The organism is Actinoplanes flavus, assembly GCF_017592555.1.
In the GTDB taxonomy this organism is placed as follows: Bacteria; Actinomycetota; Actinomycetes; order Mycobacteriales; family Micromonosporaceae; genus Actinoplanes; species Actinoplanes flavus.
Window position 1 is genome coordinate 151,953 of sequence record NZ_JAGFNS010000019.1, and the last position, 21,016, is coordinate 172,968.

Below are 21,016 nucleotides of genomic sequence, written 5' to 3' on the forward strand. Positions count from 1 at the left end.
TCAACAGGTCAGAGACTCAACACCAGCGCTCAACAGGTCAGCGACTCAACACCAGCGCTCAACAGGTCAGAGACTCAACACCAGCGCTCAACATGGCAAGTGCTCAACACCAAACAATCAACACAAGGCTTCAATGCGGCGATCAGAGGCTCAGCACCAACGCTCAACGTGGCATGCAGTCAACACCGGGCACTGAATGCCAGGTGTTCAATGCAGCAAGCGGAGCAGGGACATTACCGGCGTCACGACGGGTTAACCGTGATGGGGGCCAGCAACCCCGCGATGACGCCATTCCTAGTAGCCAGATAGGAATGCTATGCTCGCCGCTCCTGGGACGGGGTGGAGGCGGGGCCGGTATGGGGAGCCTGAGTGAGCGGGCGGCCGAGGAGTTCGTGGCTGCGCGGGCGTTCGCACCGGGGCTGCCCGGGTTCGTGGGGATCACCGTTGATCTGCTGGTGGAGCCGGGGTTCGCCCACCTCGGGCGGCGGTCGCTGCGGCACGGGTTCCTGGACATCCGGTCGCCGCGAGTGATGACCGTCAGCGGACCACCGTCGCCCGGGATCGAGATGGCGCTCCGGCGAATGAGTGACGACCTGGCCGCCTCGGCACGGATCGCGGAGCAGCATGGGCTCAACGTGCTCCGGCAAATCCCGACCAGCACGGACCACCGGCTCGACGCGGCCGGGCAGAACCCGAGCGGTGCGCGGCCGGACGGTCAGGAGCAGGCACCGTGGTCGGTGACCGCTGGGATCCGGGTAGGGCTCGAGGCGGGGCTGGACGGGGGCGGGCCGCTCGGGCTGCCGCGACGCTGGGCGCTGGCGCACACGCTCGCTCCGGTACTGGCGGCCGCCTTCGCGAACTCGCCGTTGCGGCACGATCGGCCGACCGGCTGGCGGAGCGTACGCCAGGCGGCGCGCCGCACCCTGCCCGTCCACCCCGGAGGCGGGGATCCGCGGGGTGCTTGGACGGCGTACGCGATGGGGGCGACCGGAAGCGGAGGCAGCTCGCCGCGGCAGACGCTCCACGACGTAGGCCGCATCGCCATCGCCGACCTGGAGCGGCATCTGGCCGGGCTGCGGCCGCCGGTGGCCGCGCGGGGCCATCTCGAACTCGACGTGGCCGACAGTCAGCCGGGCGACGGCTGGCGGGTCGTAGCTGCGGTGACGTCGATCCTGCTGGACGATCCGCGGGCCGCCACCGAGGCCGCCGAGGCGACCGCGCATCTGGCCGGCGAGTCCGCGCTGTGGGAACGCGCGGCCCGGGACGCGCTCACCGATCCGGTGCTGGCGGCCGCCGCACGGGACTGCTTCCTGGCCGCTTACGCGGGTCTGGCCCGGCAGGGCGTCTCGCGAGAGCTGCGCGACGCGGTCGCCGATTTCACCGAGAGGTACGTCTACCGCGGCCGCTGTCCCGCCGACGACATCCTGGACCAGGCGACCGCCCGCCCCTGACCCCACCGCCGGGCAGCCGCGGCACCGCACGACGACATCAGGTCGTCCCGGCGGCCGGGTGACGGACCGCCCCGGCCGGGGGCGGTCGCACGGGTGCCGTGGCTCCGGGTGGGCGGTGGGACGGTGGTCAGGCGGCGGTGGAGTAGCTGACCGGGGCGGCGGCCGGTGGGGACACCGCCCGGGTGGCCTCGGTGGCGAAGTGTTCCGCCACGGCGATGGCGTCCAGCGCCGCGGTGTGGCGTTCGCCGGGCTGGACGCGCCGGGAGGCGGCAAGCTGGTCGCGCAGCAGTGTCATCCGGGCGATGCAGTCGTCGATCAGCGTCATCATCTCGTCGTGCACGGAACGCTCCTCCCCGTCGGATGGTCCCCGGGCGTGCTCGGCCAGAGCCGGTGAACGGCATGGGGGGTGAGTGAGATCGATCCTAGGCCCCGAAAGCCCGCGAGTGGGCACGGATCGGTAACCGATCGTCGAGATTGTGTTTACAGGATGTTTTCCGGGGGACGACAACCCGGTTTAGCGCTTTTCCACTGAACCCGCCCGACCTGCTCTTTAAACCTTCTGGTTGACAAGCCCGGGACAGCGGTCTACCTTAAGTTTCAACCAGCAAGTTGAAACGAGGGGACCATGTCGGCGGATTCACTGTCCCGGGTGTTCGCGGCACTCGCCGATCCCACCAGGCGGGACATGGTGGCCCGGCTGGCCGACGGGGACGCGACGGTCAATCAGCTCGCCGAGCCGTACCGGATGTCGTTGCAGGCGGTCTACAAACACCTGCGCGTGCTGGAGGAGGCGGGGCTGGTCACCCGGCCGCCGGGACCGCAACCCCGGGCGGTGCACCTGGAGACGGAGGTGTTCGACCGGATGAACGAGTGGATCGAGCGCTACCGCGGGCGCGCCGAGCGGCGGTTCAGCCGGCTCGACGCGGTCCTGGAGACGATGCGCGCGGACGAGGAGCGAGAGGAAGAGGGACGACGATGAACAAGATCGTGGAGACCACCATCGAGGCCGACCCGAAGCTGCCGATCATCCGGCTCACCCGGGACTTCGCGGCCACCCCGGCGCAGCTGCTCAGGGCGCACACCGACCCGGAGATCTTCGTGCTGTGGAACGGCCCGGACTCGTTGACCAACACCATCGACTACTGGGACGCGCGGACCGGCGGCAGCTGGCGGTACGTGTCCCGGCGCGGCGACGAGGAGTACGCGTTCCGCGGCACCTTCCACGAGGTGGGACCGGAGCGGATCGTGCAGACCTTCACCTTCGAGGGCCAGCCGGACGGCGTGGCGCTGGAGGCGCTGTGGTTCGAGGACCTCGGCGACGGGCGGACCCGGCTGCACGCGCAGTCCCTGGTGGACAGCTTCGAGGGCCGGGACGCCTGGTTGCGGAGCGGCATGGAGGTCGGCGTGAACGAGGGTTACGCCAAACTCGAGCGACTGGCCGCGGAGCACAAGATCTAGATCAGGATCCGAGGGGTACGGGGGACGAGCGCGCGCTCGTCCCCCGTACCGTGGTCAATCGGTTTTGATCTGGAAGAGCTGGTCGAAGACGGCGCCGCGGTCGAAGGTCATGGCGTGTGCCCGCGCGCGCACCTCCAGGTCCCGGCGCTCCTCCGCGGACATGTCGAGCACCACCCGGTCGACCGCGTCGGCGAGCCCGCCGATGTCGCCCGCCTCGACGATGACCGCGGCGTCGCCGACCGCCTCGCCCACTCCCCCGGTCGTGGTCGTGATGATCGGCCCGCCGCCGGCGAGAGCCTTCTCGGCGAGCGCGATGCCGAAGGTCTCGACGAAGTCCGGCTCCGGTTTGGTGGGCAGCGCGTACGCCGCGCAGCCCGCCATGAGCAGCGGCTTCTCGTCGTCGTCCACATCGGTGAGGAAGATGATCCGGTCGTCCTCCTTGGCCATCGCCCGCACATGTTCGAGGGCCGGCCCGGTGCCGGCCACCACGAGTGTCACATCGTCCCGGCAGCGCATCTGGCCGTAGGCGATGACCAGGTCGTAGATCCCCTTGGCCCGGGCCACCCGGGAGAGGAACAGGACGTACCTCCCGCGCCGCAGGCCGCGGCGGGCCAGGGCGGCGTCGACGGCGTCCGGATCGGGGTCCACGAAGGCGGCCGCGTCGATCGGCGGGTAGCTGACGGCGACCCGGTCCCGGCACTGCTCGGCGAAGGTGGTGCCGCAGTGGGCGTCCACCTCCTCGGCCGCGGCGATGATCTCGTCGCGGGTGTACTCGGAGACGGCCACCACCTCGTCGCTGGCCAGGAAGGTGGTGAGCAGCACGGTGGCCGCCCCGAACCGGCCCTCACGCAGACAGGAGCGGATGACGTTGGTGACGTCGGAGCCGACCGCCTTGGCGATGGTGTGCACGTCGGGGGCGAACCCGGCGGCCCGGGCCGCGATGACCGCGTCGTTGATCACCTGGGTGTGCGGCACCAGGTACATCGACAGGCAGACGGTGGGCACCGGCTCGGCGAGCAGCTCGACCAGGCGGCCGGTGAGCCCGGCCAGGTGGCGGCCGTCCGGGACCCGGTAGTCGCCCACCGCCTCGGGCCGTTCCACGGTGATGCCGGGGCTGTACGGCAGCAGGCGGTCGAGCGGCTTGAGTGGCAGGCCGGCCGACTGCAGGGCCGGGATCGGCCAGGTGAGCAGCCGGACGTCGTCGAAGCCACGGGTGAGGGCCACCTCGGCGAGGTTGCGGGCCTCACCGGAGTGCCCACAGATGACCGGATCGGCTCGGACCGCGATCACGAGGCGGCGGGTCGGTCGGCTCATCGGCGTTCCTTAGGGTGCGGATCGGAGAGGGAAGGCGGCCGGCTCCGTTGCCCCCAGGTGGAGGGCTCGGGCCCGAGCCGCAGATGCAGCCGTCCGCCGTGATGGACGTCGGCCGCGTTCAGGTGGGTGGCGTGCAGGGGCCTCCCGTTGAGGGTCGCGGATTGAACGTACTGGGGTGGCGGGTCGCGGTCGACACCGTCGACTCCGATCGGTGATTCTCGATGCCCGCTGGTCTCGATGACGAACTCGCCGCCCTCGACCTGGAGCGCGGCGCGGGCGAAGGCGGGCGCGTTGACCAGGAACAGGTTCTGGCCGGCCACCGGGAACAGGCCCAGTGACGCCCAGACGTACCAGGAGCTCAGGCCGCCCGAGTCGTCGTTGCCCGGAAGCCCGCCCGGTCCGGTGCCGAACTGCCACGTCAGGGCTGAGTTGACGATCTCGGCGGTGCGGTCCGGGCGGCCGGCGTAGTGGTAGGCCCAGGGCACTTCCATGTCCGGCTCGTTGTTCAGGCCCTCGAAACGGTTGAGCGCGTACCCGGCCGTCATCTCGATCGGATCCGGGCAGCGGCCGGGCTGCTTGACCGGCTCGGCGCCGTAGCCGAAGAACCGGTCCAGCATCGCGGTGAACGCGGTGTCGCCGCCGGCCATCCGGATCCGCCCGGCCATGTCGTGCAGCAGCCGGAACGAGTAGTTCCACTTGCCGCCCTCGTAGAACTCCGAGTCGCGCAGCAGGCCGGTGGCCGGGTCGAAGGCGTTGATCCAGTCGCGGCCGCGCCGCTCCAGATCATCGGCCAGGCGGTGGTCGTTCAGGGCGCGGGCCACCTGCGCGGTGCAGTGATGGGCGTACGCGAGATCGAGGGTGTGCGTGATCGGGTGCACCACGCCGTGCTCCCAGAAGTCCTCGCCGTAGAGCCGGCGCAGGTCGTCGACCATGTGCACCAGCGCCCAGCTCCAGTCGATGCCCGGCCGCCGCAGCGCGTGCACGTCGGCCAGGGCGGTGTGCGCGAGCGCGCTGGCCTGCCGGAAGAACCGGTCGGCGCCGCGGGCCATCCGGTAGCCGATCGGGAAGTTGCCCTCCTCCTCGCACACCCGGATCAGCGACTCCAGCACGTCACCGGCCCGGTCCGGGACGATCGCCGACAGCAGCGGGATCTGCGTCTTGTAGATGTCCCACATGGTGCAGACGTCGAACGCGTACGGGCCGGGGTCGGGCCAGTTCGGGCTCTCGTCCTCGGCGATGCACGGCTTGATCAGCGAGTGGTAGACGGCGGTCGCCATCACCGTGCGGCGCGCGTCCGTGCCGCCCTCGACCTGCACCCGGCCCAGGTGGTCGCGCCAGCGGGCGCGGGTCCGGGCGCGGACCGCCTCGAAGGCGCTCTGGCCGGCGCCGCACTCGCGTTCCAGGTTGCGCCGGGCCTGGTCGCAGCCGCGCAGCGAGAAGCCCAGCCGGACCTCGATGGTCTGCCCGGCCCGGGCGGCGCCCATGAAGAGCATGCCGAACGGCCGCAGCGTGGTGTGCCGGATGCTGTCGAAGTCGAGCCGGGTGCCGCCGGGGATGAGCCGCCGGTCGTACCAGAGCATCTGCCGCCAGCCGGGACTGTCCACCTCGACGTACACCGACAGCGGCACGCCCTCCATGACCACGGTGCCCTGCCCGCGGCCGTGTCCCATGCTCTCGATCTGGGCGCGCAGCGGCACGGTCCGGCCCAGGTCGATGGCGAGGCCACCGCAGGACAGGTCGATGACGAGCCGGGCGCTGTGGTGGTCGGGGAAGGTGTAGCGGTGCACCGCCACCTTCTCGCCCACGGTGATCTCGGAGCGCACGCCGGTCTCGAGGTTGGCGGCGTAGTAGCCGGCCTCGGCCCGCTCGTCCTCCAGCGCCCAGGACTGGCCCAGGTCGTCGAGCGGCTGCACCATCGGGGTGACCCGCACGTAGTTGTAGTACTTGCGGATGGCGCCGGTGCCGGACTGCTGGAAGTGGGTGAAGCCGGACGCCTGCATCCGGCCGAACATGTCCTCCGGCACGCCCTCGGTGTTCTTGGCGTAGCGGCCGTAGCCGGTCGGGTAGGCCCCCGAGTAGGCACAGGCGGAGACCATGCCGAAGGGGGAGGTGGCGCCCGGGTGGGTGTTGCCCACCTGCGGCTTCGGCCACCACCAGGTAGCGGCGAGACCGTGTGCCCGGGGCAGGTCGGTGGCCGCTGTGCCGATGAAGGGATCAACGTTGTCCAGGATGGCCGGACTCTAACCGGCCAGCACCGTCCCGGTGGTTTCGTTCAAGTGAACTCCGTCCGTGGTGGCACTTTCGTGGGACTCCCGCAGCATCCGGTCGAACTCCGGGCCGGGCAGCGGCTTGCTGAACAGATAGCCCTGCACGGCCGGGCAGCCGGCGGCCTTGAGCGCCTCCCAGTCGGACAACTCCTCGACGCCCTCGGCGATCGTGGACATGCCCAGCGAGCGGGCCAGCCACAGCACGGCCGAGATGATCGACGCCTTGCGCTGGTCCTCGGCGAGACCGGCCACGAACGACCGGTCCAGCTTGACGATGTCGGCGGGCAGCGACTTGAGCCAGGTCAGCGAGCTGTAGCCGGTGCCGAAGTCGTCCAGGGCGATGCGTACGCCGAGCCGCTTGAGCGAGGCGAGCCGCTCGCTGACGTCGACCGTCGAGGCCAGCAGCGCGGTCTCGGTGATCTCCAGGACGATCCGGGACGGGTCCAGTCCGGGGGCGCCGGCCAGCACTCCGGCCACCATCGGCACGAAGTCCGGCTCGGCGAGCTGCCGCGGGCTGACGTTGACCGACACGTAGCCGAGCCGGTCCGACCAGTGCCGCAGGTGGTCGACGGCGGAGCGCAGCACGTGCTCGCCGAGCGGCACGATCAGGCCGGTCTCCTCGGCGGCGCCGACGAAGTGGTACGGGGTGAGGATCTCCCCCTCCGGGGTGCGCATCCGGACCAGGGCCTCGGCGCCGGCGATCCGCCCGGTGCCGGTGGTGACCACCGGCTGGAACCACAGCGGCAGGGTGACCCGCGGGTCGCCGGCGAGAGCGCGGCGCACCCGGGCCTCCGCGGCGAGTTTCTCCTGTACGGGGACGCGCAGCTGCTCGGTGAACACCTGGAGCCGGTTGCCGCCGGCGCGCTTGGCCGCGTACATGGCGGTGTCCGCGGCGACCACGACGTCCTCGGCGGGCACCCCGCCGAAGGCCGTGGTGACGCCGACGCTGACCGACACCGGCAGCCCGGAGCCGCCGACGGTGAGCGGCTCGGCGAGTGCGGCGAGGATGCCGTTGCCGACCCGCAGGCCGGTGCCGGACGGGCCGGGCAGGGCCGCGATGAACTCGTCGCCGCCGAGCCGGGCGAGCAGGGCGCCGTCCGGGACGACCTGGGCCAGGCGTGCGGCCAGGGCGCGCAGCACGTCGTCGCCGGCGCCGTGGCCCACCCCGTCGTTGATCGACTTGAAGCGGTCGACGTCCAGGTAGATGACGCTGACCGGCTCGGCGCTGCTCTCCAGCAGCAGCGCCAGGTCGTGCTCGAACGCCTTGCGGGACAGCAGGCCGGTGAGCGCGTCGTGCCGCACCTGGTAGCTCAGCTCCGCCTCGTGGTCGCGGGTCGCGGTGACGTCGATGCAGTGCGCCACGATCAGCCGCAGCCGGCCGTCCCGGTCGTACAGGCCGGAGGCGTGGGTCTGCACCCACATCAGCGAGCCGTCGTCGGTACGCCGGTACTGCCGGGTCACGGTCAGCGGCTCACGCGACTCGGCGATCATCCGCAAAATGTCCGGCTCGTCCCGGTCGATCGCGGCGAGCGGCAGGTCCCCGACGCCGAACTCGTCCGGGAGCTGCTCGGGCAGGCGCATCCAGTCCCGGTACGCCGGGTTGGTCCGCAGGAGCCGCCCGTCCGGGCCGAACATGGCCATCGGCACCGGCGTCTCGTCGAAGGCGACGCTGAGTTGCGCCTGGCTGTCGTCCAGGTTCTCCTGGGCGCGCTTCTCCTCGGTCTCGGTCAACCGCCAGCCGATCAGCTGGAACCCGGCGGCGGCGAGCACCGCGGCGCCGTGCAGCAGTGCCCACACCAGCGGGTTCGCCTGCGCCTGGTGGTGGCTGAACGTGTGGTTGGCCAGCGCCGCGCCGAACACGGCGTGGTGGACGACGGTGGCGACCAGGAAGCCGCCGAACGGCGCCCAGTCGCGGTAGAGGGCGAGCGCCGGCACCGCGATGAAGAACGCGAAGTGCGCCTCGGTGAGGCCGTGACAGAGGGCCACGAACCCGCCCGACGCGGCCGCGAAGCCGAGCGCCACCACGATCGACCGGGCCCGCCGGTTGGCCAGGCGGACCGCGCCGACCAGGCAGGGCAACAGCATCCCGTCGATGAGCAGCAGGTCCCTGGGGTGTTCGGCGCGGAACACGCCGAAGACCGTCAGCAGCACCATGCAGACGGCGAGCAGCACCGTCAGCAGCCGGTGCCGATCCGCCCAGTCCTCGTCGCGAAGGCCGCCGCCGGCCGGGAGCCGGTCACGGAGCCGCGTCATCCACGTCGCCACGGAAGGCACGATCGGCTCCGAGGGGCCCGCGTCCCAGGACCTTTCCGGTAGCGAATCAGGTGCCGAGCACCGCGCGGAGCCCGGCGACCAGCCGGGTGGTGTCCTCGGCGGTGCTGCCCAGGCCGAAGCTGATCCGCAGCAGACCGGGCGGGCCGTCCCCGCAGCTGCCGGCGCGGCCGTCGCCGGTGAGCCGGCGGACCAGCGGGTGGGCGCAGAACTGCCCGGCCCGCACGCCGATGCCGTGTTCGGCGTCCAGCCGCCGGGCCACGGCCGCCGGATCGGAGGCGTCCAGGGCCAGCGAGACGATCCCGACCCGGGGGTGGTCCGGCCCGAAGACGCTGACCTCGGTGGCCCCCGGCAGGCCGGCCAGACCGTCGCGCAGCCCGGCCAGCAGATCCTGCTCGTGGGCGTGCAGGGCGGCCCGGTCGGCGGCGGCCAGCGCCTCGCAGACCGCGGCCAGCGCCACCGCGCCGGGCAGGTTCGGGGTGCCGCCCTCGTGCCGGGCCGGGCCGGTGGCCCAGGTCAGGTCGCCGGGCCGGTCGCCCACCACGGCGCTCGCGCCACCACCGGCGAGGTACGGCGGCGCCGCGTCCAGCCAGTCCGCGCGGCCGGCCAGCACCCCGGCGCCGAACGGGGCGTACAGCTTGTGGCCGGAGAACGCCAGGTAGTCGGCGCCCAGGCCGTCGAGGCTCACCGGGGCGTGCGGGGCCAGCTGGGCGGCGTCGACGATCACCCGTACGCCGTGCGCGCGGGCCACCTCGGCGAGCTCCCGGACCGGCCACACCTCGCCGGTGACGTTGCTCGCGCCGGTGACGGTCAGCACGGCCGGACCGTCCAGGCTCTCGCACGCCGCCCGCAGCGCGGTGACGGCGTCCGCGGCCGACGCCGGCAGCGGCAGGCGCAGCGGGTTCGGCCAGGGCAGCAGGTTGGCGTGGTGCTCGCCCTCGAACTGGATCGTGGTGGTGCCCGGCGGCAGCGCGCGGGCCAGCAGGTTGAGCGCGTCGGTGGTGTTCCGGGTGAAGATCACGTGGTCGCCGGGGCGGGCGCCGACGAACTCGGCGACCACGTCGCGGGCCAGCTCGTACGCCAGCGTGGAGCCGCGCGAGCGTACCCCGGTGCCCCGGTGCACCGAGCCGTAGCGCGGCAGGAGGTCCTGGACCGCGTCGGCCGCGGCCCGCACGCACGGCGCCGACGCCGCGTAGTCGAGGTGGGCGAAGCGCACCAGCTCGCCGGAGGGGAGGGCGACCTTGAGATCGTCGCCGAGGATGTCGAGAGATGGCATGACCGCGCCTCCACGGGTTCGCCGTTTGCCGGTGTCGGGCGACACCGGCCCGGTCCTCACCCGGGGCACCCCGTCGCGAACGGAAGGGTTGCCGGCCAGCGAGCCGGGGCTTCGCGCTGGCGCTCATGACCTGACGGGGAAGTTAGCAGATGTCACGACCCCGGCCAATAACCCATGCAACAAGTAGGGATTAAGGTCCTATCACATGACGACCTTGTTCCAGCAGGAGTGGGACCAGTGGCACGCCGGCCACGAGAAGCGGCGCGCCGACCCGCACGGCTTCCTCGCGATCACCGGCCTGCACTGGCTGGACGCCACCCCGCGGCGGTTCGACGGCGCCCCCGGTGAGTGGAGCAGCGGCCCGGACGGGGTGACCGTGGCGCTCGGTGCGGGCGAGACGCTCACCGTCGACGGGCGGGAGGTGACCGGGACGCACCGGTTCCCGCCGCTCACCGAGCGCGCCGACATCACCGTGGGTCACGGCGGCGCGGTGATCGAGATCGCCCGGCGGGGCGGCCTCGACGTGATCCGGCCGCGGCATCCGGACAACCCGGTGCTGACCGGCTACACCGGCACGCCCGCCTACCCGGCCGAGGAGAAGTGGGTGATCGGCGGCCGGTTCACGGCGTTCCCGCAGCCGGTCACCGTCGGATCGGTGGCCGAGGGCATCGAGCACGTCTACGAGTCGCCCGGCCGGGTCGAGTTCAGCGTGGGCGGGGAGCCGCAGTCGCTGACCGTCTTCAACGGCAGCACGCCCGGGTCGCTGTTCGCGCTGTTCACCGACGCCACCTCGGGGCTGACCACGTACCCCGCGAACCGGAGCCTGGCCATCGCCGCGCCGGAGGAGGACGGGTCGGTGGTGCTCGACTTCAACCGGGCCACGAACCTGCCGTGCGCCTACACCCCGTTCGCGACCTGCCCGCTGCCGCCGGCCGGGAACCGGCTGCCGGTCGCGATCGAGGCGGGAGAGCGGCTTCCGCGGTAGTTTTCCTCGATGGAGCGGCTCGCCGAACTGATCGGGATCCGGTCGACCGCCGACCGGCCGGCCGACCTGCGGCGGGCGCTCGACATGGTGCTCGGCCTGGTCGGCCCGGGGTTCGAGGTCCGCCGCTTCGCGTCCCGGGGGAAGCCGAGCGCCCTGGTGTCCACCCCGGGCCCGCCCCGGGTGATCCTCAACGCCCACCTGGACGTGGTGCCCGGAGCCCCCGGGCAGTTCACCGCCCGCACCGACGGCCACCGGCTGTACGGCCGCGGCGCCCACGACATGAAGGCCGCCGCGCTGGTGATGGCCACGGTGTTCCGGGAGGTGGCGCCCACCCTGCCGTACCCGGTGGCGCTGCAACTGGTCACCGACGAGGAGGTGGGCGGTTTCGACGGCACCGGGCACCAGGTGGCGCGGGGTATCCGGGCCGGGTTCGTGATCATCGGCGAGCAGAGCGGCCTGCGGATCGTCACCGAGTCGAAGGGCATCATCCGGGCCCGGCTCACCGCCACCGGCCGCACCGCCCACGCCGCCTACCCGTGGCAGGGGTCGAACGCGCTGCTCGCGGTGACCGCGGCGGTGCGGCGGCTGCTCGACCGGCATCCGGTCCCGGCCGCCGAGGAGTGGACCACGACGGTCAACGTGGCCCGGATCGAGACCTCCAACGAGGCCGCCAACGTGGTTCCGGCGGACGCGTCCGCGCTCGTCGACATCCGGTTCCCGCCGTCCGAGCCGGATCTGGCCGGGCGGTCGGCCGACGAGATCGCGGCCCACCTGACGGCGGTGGCCGGAGTCGCGGTCCACGTCGAGGCGCTGGGCGCCCCGCACCACGCCGATCCGGACAGCGCCGAGGTGCGGCTGCTGCGGCGGGCCGCTCAGGACGCCGGGTACGACGGCTCGCCGCTGCGCAAGCACGGGGCGGCCGACGGCCGGTTCTACTCGGCGGTGGGCGTGGACGCGGTGATCTTCGGGCCGGGCGGCGACGGGCAGCACGGTCCGGAGGAGTACGTGGATCTGCGAACGCTCCCGCCGTACCGGAAAGCGCTCGAGGGTTTTCTGAGAGGCCTAGGCGGCTAGCAGGTGCTCGACGCGGGCGGCCGTGGCCCGCAGATGGGGGCGGCGGTCGGCGTCGACGGCCGCGTTCCACGAGCAGGGGCCGTGCCGGTGCAGCATCTCCGTGTAGCGGGCCTCCGGGTCGACCCGCAGACCGGTCGGGCCCACCGTCTGGTCGGCGTAGGTGAGGGCGTCGGCCATCAGGCTGCGCTCGTCCGGGAAGGCGGCCAGCTGCCCGGCCAGACCGCGGGCGGCGCCGACGAACCGGGCGCCCGAGTGGTAGGCGACCAGACCGGCGATCCGGGCCGGCCAGCCCTCGTCGCTCAGGTGCACGGCGCCGTCCAGCGGGTGGAAACCGGTCAGCGCGATCGGCTCGGCATAGCCGATGTCGTGCAGCCAGGCGGCCGCGACCAGCACGTCGGGATCGAGGCCGAGCCGGGCGGCCAGCCCGGCGGCGCGCCGGGCCACCCCGGCGGTGTGCCTCCAGCGGTCGCCGCTGTCACCGATCAGCGACCCGGCCACCAGCCGGGCCGTCTCGGCGCGCGATCGGAGCAGCACATCGGTCATGGGCGGATGCTATGCCGGGCCGGGTTAACGGCGGATGGACAATCGATGGCCGGTGACCGAAAAGGTCAGCGGCCACGGACCCGCTGGGCGGGCACACCGGCCGCCGCGAGCTGCTCGGCGAGCCGCCCGTTGGGATTGTCGACGAAGACGGCGACCTGGAGATCGTCGCCGAGCCCGCACGCCGCGGCCACCGAACCCAGGTTGATCGGGTCGAGGTCGGGCACGTCGGCCAGGTCGACGATCAGCCGCAACGGCCGGACCCGCCGCACGGTGTGCACCAGGAGCTGCCGCAACTCCACCGCCGCATCGAGGTCGACCGATCCGTGTGGATGGATGACCACACTGCCGTCGGGGCTGGTGCTCACTTCGAGTACCGAGCTACGCATCGGACTACCTCTCGCCACCCAGCGTTCATCTGGCCGCCCACCTTAGGTCGCGCGGCGCGGACGGGCCGCCAACGGCACATGACCATTCGGTGAACAGCTCGGCGGCGCGGGCGGTGACCGAACAGGTGATCATCACCGTCCGAACGGGCGTTCACGAAACGCCAGACGTTTGCTTGTCTCGATGGGCCTTCCGACATGACGAAGTAGGTCCAGATGAATACTGCGCCCAGCCGCGGGCGTCACCGGCTGCATCCCCGCCGACTCGTCAGGTACCGGAAGCGATTACTCACCGCGCTCGTCGTGGCACTGTCGGTCGCCCCGCTGGCGTTCGTCAACGGCAACGCCACCGCGGCCGCCGCCCTCGCACCGCAGCCGGGCGACTTCACCGGATACGGCTTCGACGCCTGCACCGCCCCGTCCAGCGAGACGATGGCGGCCTGGCTGAAGTCGTCGCCGTACCGTGCGGCCGGCATCTACTTCGGCGGCAACAACCGCGGCTGCACGCAGAAGAACCTCACCGCCGAGTGGGTCCGCGAGCAGGTCACCCGCGGCTGGCGGCTGATCCCGCTGTACGTCGGGCCGCAGGCCAGCTGCACGTCGGTCACCAAGAAGAACCTGATCGACAACACCAAGGCCGCCGCCCAGGGCCGGGCCACCGCCGAGGACGCGGTCCGGCAGGCCACCGCGCTCGGGCTCGCCAAGGAGAGCGTGCTGATCTACGACATGGAGTCGTACGACAGCAAGAACACCGTGTGCCGCGAGGGCGTGCTCGCGTTCATGAGCGCGTGGACCAACCGGCTGCACGACTACGGCTACTTCTCCGGCTACTACAGCAGCGCCGCGTCCGGCGTCGCCGACATGGTCGCGGTTTACAACAAGCCGTGGTACGTGCGTCCCGACTACATCGACTTCGCCCGCTGGGACCAGGTCGTCACCGTCTCCGACAAGGTGATCCCGGCGTCGTACTGGTCGCCGAAGCGCCGGATGAAGCAGTACCGGGGCGGCCACCAGGAGACCTGGGGCGGCGTCACCATCAACATCGACAACGACTACCTGGACTTCGCCCGCCTGCCGGGCGCCAAGCTGTCCGACTGGAACCGTAACGGCTGGTCGGACGTGCTGGCCCGGACCACGTCGACCGGCAACCTGTTCGCCTACCCGGGCAACGGCGTCTACATCTCCGAGGGCTACCGCTCCCTGGTCGGCTCGTACGCCTCGGCGAACGCGCTGCTGCGGATGGACCTGAACCGGGACGGCTACGTCGACCTGATCGTCCGGACCCGGGCCGGGGCGATGTACTTCTACCCGGGCCTGAGCAACGGGAAGTTCGGCGCCCGCAAGCAGCTCTACAAGAACATGAGCCACCTGCGGGAGCTGACCGCGATCGGCGACTTCAACCGGGACGGCTACCCCGACATGCTGGCCGCGCAGACCAGCAACGGCAACGTCTACCTCTACCCGGGGGCCAAGGGCGCCAAGTTCGGCAAGCGCAAGGCGATCGCGTACGGCGACTGGAACAACCGCAGCGAGTTCGCCGGCGTCGGCGACTTCGACCGGGACGGTTATCCGGACCTGGTCGTGAAGCTGAACAGCAACAACGGCATCTACCTGTACCGCGGGAAGGCGGGCGGCCTGCGGACCGCGCTGCGGATCGGCTCGGCCGCCGGGCTGCGCGACCTGTACGGCATCGGCGACTTCGACCGGGACGGCTACACCGACCTGGCCGCCGTGCGGTCGTCGACCGGGAACCTGATGCTCTACCGCGGCACCGGCAAGGCGCTCACCGCCGGGCTGAGCCTGTCCACCGGGTACCAGGGCCGTTCACCCCTGTTCTGACGGATCCGGCGGCGTGCCGGGCAGGGTGAACGACACGGTCGTGCCACCGCCGGGGGTCTCGTCCACCCGGATGACCCCGCCGTGCCTCTCCACGATGCGCCAGCACGTGGAGAGGCCGATGCCGTGGCCGCCGGCCGTGTTGTTGCCGAGCCGGGTGAACATGTCGAAGACGCGTTCCCGCTGCTCCGGGGGGATGCCGAGGCCGTTGTCGGCGACCCGGACCGTCCAGCCGTGCCCGGCCCGCTCGGCGGTGACCGTCACCCGGCACGGCCGGCGCGGGTCCCGGTACTTGATGGAGTTGCCGACCAGGTTCTGCAACAGCTGACGGATCAGCACCGGGTCGCCGGTCGCCACCGGCAGCGGACCGGGCGCCTCGACCACCGCGCCGGCCGCCTCGGCGGCCGGCGCCAGGTCGCCCCGCACCTGCTCGAAGAGATCGGCCAGGTCGGCGGCGCCCAGCCGCACCGGCGCGCTGCCGGCCTGCGCGTAGTCGAGCAGCGACCGGATCAGTTCCCGCATCCGGTTCACCGCCCGGGTGGCCGCCTCCACCCACTTGCGCGGGCGCCCCTCCACCTCGTCGCCGATCAGCTCCAGGTAGGCGCCGACCGCGGCGAGCGGGGCGACCAGGTCGTGGCTGACCGCCCCGGCGAAGTTGGCCAGGTCGGCGTTGGAGCGGCGCAGCTCGGTGTTGGCCGCGGCCAGCTCGCGGCGGGCCTCCTCGATGGCGCGCTGCTGCGCCCGGGCGCCGGTGACGTCGTTCATCGCGACCACCGCGCCGAGCGCGACGCCGTCCGCGCCGGTGAGCGCCCGGCCGCTGACGCTGACGTGGACCGGGTCCGCCCCGTCCGGCTTGATGATCATCTCGGCGTTCCTGACGGCGCCCTCGCGCAGCACCCGGAGCAACGGCACCCGTTCCTCCGGCAGCGGCGTGTGCCCGTCGGTCTCGAACAGCCGGTACCGGTGCGCCACCTCGGCCGGTTCGACGTCCGGGTCGGCGTCGACGCCGTGCCACTCCCGGGCGGCCCGGTTGAAGAGGGTGAGCCGCCCGTCCGGGCCGACCGCGACCACCGCCACGTCGATGGTGTCCAGCAGGGTGTCGGTCCACCGCTGCCGTTCCTCGGCCAGGGTGGCCAGCTCGGTGTTGACCCGGGCCTGCCGGCGCCGTTCGAACAGCGCCAGGACGATCCGGGCCAGATCCTCGAGCCGGGCGATCTGCTCGCCGGTCAGGTCCCGCGGCACCACGTCGAAGACGCAGAGCGAGCCGAGCGCGTGCCCCTCCGGGGTGACCAGCGGCGCGGAGGCGTAGAACCGCGTACTGAACCGGGTGCCGTTGACCCACGGGTTGTCCCGGTAGACCGGATCGACGCTCGCGTCCCGGACGTGGGTGAACCGGCCGGCCTCGAAATGGACGGCGCACATCGAGTCGGCGCGGTCCGAGTCGCCGCCCTCGAAGCCGACCGAGGTGAGCTGGCACTGGCGCTTGTCGTCGATCAGGTTGAGCGTGGCGTACGGCACCCCGGCGACGGCCGCCGCCACCCGTACCACCGCGTCCAGCTCGTCGCCCGCCGGGGAGTCGAGGAGCCGGTACTCGTGCAGCGCGGCGATCCGGGACCGCTCCCGTTCCGGCAACCGTTGTGCCACGTCCACGTGGTTCTAATCGGCAGCGCCGCCGCCCGCCTGACCCGTTGGCCCGGCGGTGACGGGCAGGGTGACGGTGACGGTGAGCCCGCCGCCGGGCGTGTCGTCGAGGGTGATCGTCCCGCCGTGCCGTTCCACGATCCGCCGGCAGCTGGGCAACCCGACCCCGTGCCCCGCCCGGGACAGCATGTCGAACACCGTGGCGCGCAGCGGCGGCGGGATGCCGGGCCCGTTGTCGGCGATCCGCACGGACGGCCCGTCGGCGCTCACCTCGATCCGGCACGGCCGGTCCGGCCGCCGGTGCTTCAGCGCGTTGCCGATCAGGTTCTGCACCAGCAACCGGATCAGCACCGGGTCGCCGTACACCGCCGGCAACGGGCCGGGCACGCTGACGCGCGCTCCGGCCGCCACGATCTCCGCGTTCATGTCCGTCAGGACGTGGTCCAGCACCTCCTTCATCGGTACGTGCACCGCGCGCACCGGCGCACTTCCGGCCCGCGCGTAGCCGAGCAGCGAGTCGATCAGATCCCGCATCCGGCCGACCGCCTGCGCGGCCTCGTCCACGAAGAGGGCCACCCGTTCCGAACCGTCCTCGTCGCGCAGGTCGCCCAGCAGGTCGAGGTAGCCGCCGACCGCCGCGAGCGGGGCCACCAGGTCGTGGCTGACCGCCCCGGCGAAGTCGGTCAGGTCCGCGTTCGACCGGCGCAGCTCGGCGTTCGCGCGGGCCAGCCGCCGGTGGGCCTCCCCGACCAGCCGCAGCCGGGTGTGCTCCGCGGTGATGTCCTGCAACGCGACCGCCGCCCCGATGACGACGCCGTCCCGGCCGCGCAGCGCCCGCGCGTTCGCCCGTACCCTCCGGGTCTCCCGGCCCGGCTGCCTGATCACCATCTCCTGCCCCCGCACCGGCTCCCCGGTGCGCAGCACCCGCAGCACCGGCACGTCCTCCTCCCGGAGCAGGGTGCGGCCGTCGGGTTCGTACAGCTGATAGCGGGTGGCGATCCGCTCCGGCTCGACGTCCTCGTCGATCTCCCGGTCGTGCAGTTCCCAGGCCGCCCGGTTGTAGAGGACCATCCGCCCGGACGGGGTGACCGCGAGCACCGGCTCGTCGATGTTGTCCAGCACGGTGCGGAGCCACTCCTCGCGGGCCGAGATCACGGACCGCAGGCCGGCGGACAGCCGGGTGTGCCGGTTCCGCTCGAAGAACGCCACGACGATCCCGGCCAGGTCGGTGAGGCGGCCGATCTGCTCGTCGCCGAGCCGGCCCGGTTCGCCGTCGAAGACGCAGAGCGTGCCCATCACGTACCCGTCCGGGCTGATCAGCGGCGCGGACGCGTAGAAGCGGATGTGGCCCAGCTTCCCGGTGACCCACGGGTTGTCCCGGTAGTCCGGCTCCTCGCGGGCGTCCGGCACGTGCACGAACCCACCCCGGTCCAGCCGCACCGCGCACATCGCGTCCTCGCGAGCGCAGTCCCGGCCGGCGAACCCGACCGTGGTGTGCTGGAACTGGCGGGCGTCGTCGAACAGGTTCAGGCTGGCGCAGTGCACCCCAGCCACCGCGGCCGCCACGCGCACGACCGCGTCCAGCTCGGCGGCCGGCGGCATGTCCATGAGGTGGTACTCGGCGAGCGCCTCGGCACGCCGCCGTTCGGTGTCCGTCCCCACGTGCTACCTATCGGCAACCGGACGGCACCCCTGACCGGCTGGACTCAGTAACCCACGTCACGCCGCCGGAATCCGACCAGACCGCCCGCCACCAGCACGGCCGCGACGGCGCCGACCGCCAGCACCGGACCGGCCGTCACCGCCTCCAGCGGGGCCCGCGGCAGGTGGGCGAACGGGGACAGCCGCCCGGCCCACGACGGCAGCCCGAACGAGGCGGCGAACAGCTGCACCACCACGCAGTAGCCGAGCACCGACCAGGCGGCCACCGCCGCGGCCCGCGCCGCCCAGCCCAGCCCGAACACCGCCACGGCCACCACCGCCCACACCCCGGGCAGGGCGGCCAGCGCGGCCCCGGCCATCCGGAGCGCCTGGCCCGGATCGCCGACGGTCAGCCCGTACGCCAGGCCCTCACCGGCCCCGCCGGCGAGCAGCACCAGCGCGCTGCCGGCCAGCGCCACCCCGAGATGCCCGCCCAGCCAGGCGGCGCGGCTCGTGGCGGTGGCCAGGACCGGCTCGGCCCGCCCGGCGAGTTCCTCGGCCCGCGCCCGCAGCACCGCCGCCACCCCGGCCGCCGCCGCGAGCAGCGCGCACAGGGTCACGCTGAGCGCCAGGAACGAGTCGACGATCTCTCCCGCGCCGCCCGACAGGAACGCGGCCGTCTCCGGGTTGTCGGCCACCCACTGCTCGATGCTGTCGGCGATCGACCCGTACGCCACCCCGAGCAGCCCCACCCCCACCGCCCAGCCGGCGACCAGGCCCCGTTGCAGCCGCCAGGCCAGCCCCGACGGGGTGCCCAGCGCCCGGGAGGCGTACGGCCGGCCCGGCCTCGACCGCAGCAGGCCGGCCCCGACGTCGCGACGGTCCAGCGCCGCGAGCGCCGCCAGGACCAGGACCGCGGCCGCGCCCAGGGTGATCGCCAGCGGCCACCAGCGGTCCGCCCCGTACGCCCAGGTGCGCTGGCCCCACCCGATCGGCGACAACCACGCCACGGCGCCCGCACCGGTGTCACCGACCGCCCGCAGCGCCCACGCCGCGCCGATCATCGAACCGACCGCCGCGTAGACGGCGCGGGTGTGCTCGAAGACCTGCGCGGCCAGCACGGTCAGCGCCGCGAAGAACAGGCCCAGCGCCGCGGTCGCGGCCGCCACCAGCAGTGATCCGCCCGGCGGCAGCCCGGTCCCGGCGAGCGCCGCGAACACCACGGCCCCGATGACCAGGTCGGCGAGCACGGCCAGCCGCAGCGCGGCGAAGACCGGGGTACGGCGGGTGATCGGGGTGGACCGCAGCAGCTCGGCCCGGCCGGTCTCCTCGTCGCCGCGGGTGTGCCGGCCGATCAGGAACATGTTCATCAGCGCGACGACGACGGCCGCGAACCCGAAGATCTCGAAGACGATCTCGCCGCCGATCGAGGTCAGCAGCTCGGGCGGGCCGCTCATGGCGATCACCGCGGTGTTGGCGCCGACCGTCTCGCGCAGCCTGGCCAGGGCGGCGGGGTCGCCGTACAGCTCCTGGCTCTGGGTCGACTGGACCAGGAACAGCGCCCCGGTGCCGCCGATCCACCAGGGCAGTGCGGCCCGCTCCCGGCGCAGGCCGTGAGCGAGCAGCGCGGCGGACATCGGCTCAGAACCAGCGCCGGCGCCGGTAGTGGCCGTGGTGGCGGTAGTGCCCGTGATGCCGGTAGTGGCCGTGGTGTCCGTAGGCGCCCGGGTGGTGGTAGCCATATCCCTGGCTGCGCTGGATCCGGTGGTTGACCTCGCGCAGCAGCCCGTCGACCGCCGGGTTGTGCCGGCCGTGGGACATCCGCTGAAGCTTCGACGCGACCATCGAGAGCACGAACCGCTTGATGAAGCCGCTCACCGCACCGTCTCCTCTGCCTGCCGGGCCCGCGCTCCGCCGGGCCTGTGCCACCAGGGTAGGCGGCCCGTTCCAGCGCTGAGCTGTGCGTTTCCTGTCAGTCAGGTGGTGGCGGCGGCCGGTTCACTCGCGACGCGTACGCCGAGCTCGCGCAGCGCCGCGATGCGCTGCCGGATCAGCGCCGTCGACTCGGCCTGCAACCGGGACCAGCCGTCCTGGCCGGTGATCTGGCCGGCGTGCCGCCGGTACAGCCAGGTGACCTCCGGCGGCAGGAAGCCCGGCGTCGTCTCGGCCAGCGCCACCAACAGCGCCAGATCCCCGCCGCGCGCCGTGGCCACCCAGCCACCGAACGCGCGGACGGTCGCGATGCGCGCGGTGAGCCCGGCGCACGGCGCGGCCGGCCGGCCGCTGTCGATGATCAGCTGGGTCAGCACGCCCGGCTCGATCACGCCGGGTGCCAGCGGTGCGGGAAACGACTGGCGGGACGAGTCCGGCAGCAGGTCGTGAGCCTGCCCGGTGACCCAGTGGACGCGCGGATGGGCGCCGAACGCCTCGATGGCCGTGCGCAGCGCGTCCGGCAGCAGCAGGTCGTCGGAGTCCAGCACGTGCACCAGCGAGCCACTCGCGCGGGACAGGGCCATGTTCCGCGTGATGTTGACCCCCAGCGACTCGCCGTTGGCCTGGAAACGGGAGAACGGGAACCGCCGTGTCACCTCGGCCGGGGCGGACGTGGCGCCGTCCTCCTGGACCAGCCACTCCACCTCCCACCCGGCCGGCAGGTCCTGCCCGGCGAGGCTCTCCCCCGCCTCGGCGAGGAACTCCGCCCGCTGCGCGTGAACGGGAGTGAGGACGGAGATCAACGGCATGGGGTACCCTTCCCGCACGATTCACCGGACGGCCCGGGTATCCGCGCCCGGCCGACGGTACCTCAGTCGTGGCGCCGGTTCCGCCGGTCCGGCGAGGACGGCGGGGCGGGGCCTGTCGTTCCGGCGGTTCCGCTC

General features: G+C 72.7%; 18 protein-coding genes and 1 riboswitch. Of the genes, 6 read left to right on the forward strand and 12 right to left on the reverse strand.

Annotated features, from left to right (window positions below):
* Positions 1–356 precede the first annotated feature (356 nt).
* Positions 357–1,451, forward strand: coding sequence for a glutamate-cysteine ligase family protein (locus J5X75_RS27375; protein ID WP_238489442.1), 1,095 nt, complete (start codon positions 357–359; stop codon positions 1,449–1,451).
* Positions 1,452–1,578: 127 nt separating this feature from the next.
* Here the strand turns inward: J5X75_RS27375 and J5X75_RS27380 are convergent, their stop codons facing one another.
* Positions 1,579–1,791, reverse strand: coding sequence for a hypothetical protein (locus tag J5X75_RS27380; protein ID WP_208470380.1), 213 nt, complete (start codon positions 1,789–1,791; stop codon positions 1,579–1,581).
* A gap of 285 nt (positions 1,792–2,076) precedes the next feature.
* On the opposite strand from J5X75_RS27380, the gene J5X75_RS27385 reads away from it, so the two are divergent.
* A complete protein-coding gene (locus J5X75_RS27385; RefSeq protein ID WP_208470381.1) occupies positions 2,077–2,430 on the forward strand; it encodes an ArsR/SmtB family transcription factor in 354 nt (117 codons plus the stop codon).
* Entirely contained in the window at positions 2,427–2,909 is a 483-nt protein-coding gene (locus J5X75_RS27390; RefSeq protein WP_208470382.1) for an SRPBCC family protein, read from the forward strand. The genes J5X75_RS27385 and J5X75_RS27390 overlap by 4 nt, the downstream gene beginning before the upstream one ends.
* 54 nt (positions 2,910–2,963) lie before the next feature.
* On the opposite strand, the gene J5X75_RS27395 is transcribed toward J5X75_RS27390, so the two are convergent.
* The 4 genes from J5X75_RS27395 to J5X75_RS27410 are packed head-to-tail and all read right to left on the reverse strand — an operon-like array spanning position 2,964 to position 10,037.
* Entirely contained in the window at positions 2,964–4,223 is a 1,260-nt protein-coding gene (locus J5X75_RS27395) for a glycosyltransferase (protein WP_208470383.1), read from the reverse strand.
* Positions 4,220–6,454, reverse strand: a complete 2,235-nt coding sequence (locus tag J5X75_RS27400; RefSeq protein ID WP_307798292.1) for a glycoside hydrolase domain-containing protein — start codon at positions 6,452–6,454, stop codon at positions 4,220–4,222. The genes J5X75_RS27395 and J5X75_RS27400 overlap by 4 nt, the downstream gene beginning before the upstream one ends.
* Before the next feature lie 9 nt (positions 6,455–6,463).
* Complete coding sequence (locus J5X75_RS27405) at positions 6,464–8,755, reverse strand: putative bifunctional diguanylate cyclase/phosphodiesterase (protein ID WP_307798283.1); 2,292 nt, start codon at positions 8,753–8,755, stop codon at positions 6,464–6,466.
* A 55-nt stretch (positions 8,756–8,810) separates the two neighbouring features.
* Complete coding sequence (locus J5X75_RS27410) at positions 8,811–10,037, reverse strand: aminotransferase class V-fold PLP-dependent enzyme (RefSeq protein WP_208470385.1); 1,227 nt, start codon at positions 10,035–10,037, stop codon at positions 8,811–8,813.
* A gap of 16 nt (positions 10,038–10,053) precedes the next feature.
* Positions 10,054–10,168: riboswitch (SAM riboswitch) on the reverse strand.
* Between the two features lie 74 nt (positions 10,169–10,242).
* On the opposite strand from J5X75_RS27410, the gene J5X75_RS27415 reads away from it, so the two are divergent.
* On the forward strand, positions 10,243–11,022 hold the full coding sequence (locus J5X75_RS27415) for a DUF1684 domain-containing protein (protein WP_208470386.1): 780 nt from the start codon (positions 10,243–10,245) through the stop codon (positions 11,020–11,022).
* Positions 11,023–11,031: 9 nt separating this feature from the next.
* A complete protein-coding gene (locus J5X75_RS27420; RefSeq protein WP_208470387.1) occupies positions 11,032–12,096 on the forward strand; it encodes a M20 family metallopeptidase in 1,065 nt (354 codons plus the stop codon).
* Here the strand turns inward: J5X75_RS27420 and J5X75_RS27425 are convergent.
* Positions 12,085–12,639 (reverse strand): HD domain-containing protein, encoded by a 555-nt coding sequence (locus J5X75_RS27425; protein ID WP_208470388.1) that lies wholly within the window; start codon positions 12,637–12,639, stop codon positions 12,085–12,087. The genes J5X75_RS27420 and J5X75_RS27425 overlap by 12 nt on opposite strands.
* 65 nt (positions 12,640–12,704) lie before the next feature.
* Positions 12,705–13,025 (reverse strand): STAS domain-containing protein, encoded by a 321-nt coding sequence (locus J5X75_RS27430; protein WP_208470389.1) that lies wholly within the window; start codon positions 13,023–13,025, stop codon positions 12,705–12,707.
* 300 nt (positions 13,026–13,325) lie between these two features.
* Here J5X75_RS27430 and J5X75_RS27435 point away from each other — a divergent pair, with 300 nt between their 5' ends.
* On the forward strand, positions 13,326–14,861 hold the full coding sequence (locus tag J5X75_RS27435; RefSeq protein WP_307798284.1) for a glycoside hydrolase domain-containing protein: 1,536 nt from the start codon (positions 13,326–13,328) through the stop codon (positions 14,859–14,861).
* On the opposite strand, the gene J5X75_RS27440 is transcribed toward J5X75_RS27435, so the two are convergent.
* The 5 genes from J5X75_RS27440 to J5X75_RS27460 all read right to left on the reverse strand — a co-directional run bounded on the left by J5X75_RS27440 (position 14,847) and on the right by J5X75_RS27460 (position 20,881).
* Positions 14,847–16,502 (reverse strand): sensor histidine kinase, encoded by a 1,656-nt coding sequence (locus tag J5X75_RS27440; protein ID WP_307798285.1) that lies wholly within the window; start codon positions 16,500–16,502, stop codon positions 14,847–14,849. The two genes, J5X75_RS27435 and J5X75_RS27440, sit on opposite strands and share 15 nt — an antisense overlap.
* A gap of 12 nt (positions 16,503–16,514) precedes the next feature.
* A complete protein-coding gene (locus tag J5X75_RS27445) occupies positions 16,515–18,161 on the reverse strand; it encodes a sensor histidine kinase (protein ID WP_307798286.1) in 1,647 nt (548 codons plus the stop codon).
* A gap of 44 nt (positions 18,162–18,205) precedes the next feature.
* Positions 18,206–19,777 carry an ABC transporter permease gene (locus J5X75_RS27450; protein ID WP_208470391.1) on the reverse strand — a complete coding sequence of 524 codons (1,572 nt, stop codon included), beginning with the start codon at positions 19,775–19,777 and terminating at the stop codon, positions 18,206–18,208.
* Between the two features lie 4 nt (positions 19,778–19,781).
* Positions 19,782–20,018 carry a hypothetical protein gene (locus J5X75_RS27455; protein ID WP_183219840.1) on the reverse strand — a complete coding sequence of 79 codons (237 nt, stop codon included), beginning with the start codon at positions 20,016–20,018 and terminating at the stop codon, positions 19,782–19,784.
* 98 nt (positions 20,019–20,116) lie between these two features.
* Entirely contained in the window at positions 20,117–20,881 is a 765-nt protein-coding gene (locus J5X75_RS27460; RefSeq protein WP_208470392.1) for a glycosyltransferase, read from the reverse strand.
* Positions 20,882–21,016 lie beyond the last annotated feature (135 nt).

Coding starts and splice junctions, on each gene's coding strand:
- J5X75_RS27385 (WP_208470381.1), top strand. CDS start 2,077: ATGTCGGCGGATTCACTGTCCCGGGTGTTCGCGGCACTCGCCGATCCC.
- J5X75_RS27410 (WP_208470385.1), bottom strand. CDS start 10,037: ATGCCATCTCTCGACATCCTCGGCGACGATCTCAAGGTCGCCCTCCCC.
- J5X75_RS27460 (WP_208470392.1), bottom strand. CDS start 20,881: ATGCCGTTGATCTCCGTCCTCACTCCCGTTCACGCGCAGCGGGCGGAG.
- J5X75_RS27415 (WP_208470386.1), top strand. CDS start 10,243: ATGACGACCTTGTTCCAGCAGGAGTGGGACCAGTGGCACGCCGGCCAC.
- J5X75_RS27450 (WP_208470391.1), bottom strand. CDS start 19,777: ATGTCCGCCGCGCTGCTCGCTCACGGCCTGCGCCGGGAGCGGGCCGCA.
- J5X75_RS27390 (WP_208470382.1), top strand. CDS start 2,427: ATGAACAAGATCGTGGAGACCACCATCGAGGCCGACCCGAAGCTGCCG.
- J5X75_RS27430 (WP_208470389.1), bottom strand. CDS start 13,025: ATGCGTAGCTCGGTACTCGAAGTGAGCACCAGCCCCGACGGCAGTGTG.
- J5X75_RS27375 (WP_238489442.1), top strand. CDS start 357: ATGGGGAGCCTGAGTGAGCGGGCGGCCGAGGAGTTCGTGGCTGCGCGG.
- J5X75_RS27425 (WP_208470388.1), bottom strand. CDS start 12,639: ATGACCGATGTGCTGCTCCGATCGCGCGCCGAGACGGCCCGGCTGGTG.
- J5X75_RS27420 (WP_208470387.1), top strand. CDS start 11,032: ATGGAGCGGCTCGCCGAACTGATCGGGATCCGGTCGACCGCCGACCGG.
- J5X75_RS27395 (WP_208470383.1), bottom strand. CDS start 4,223: ATGAGCCGACCGACCCGCCGCCTCGTGATCGCGGTCCGAGCCGATCCG.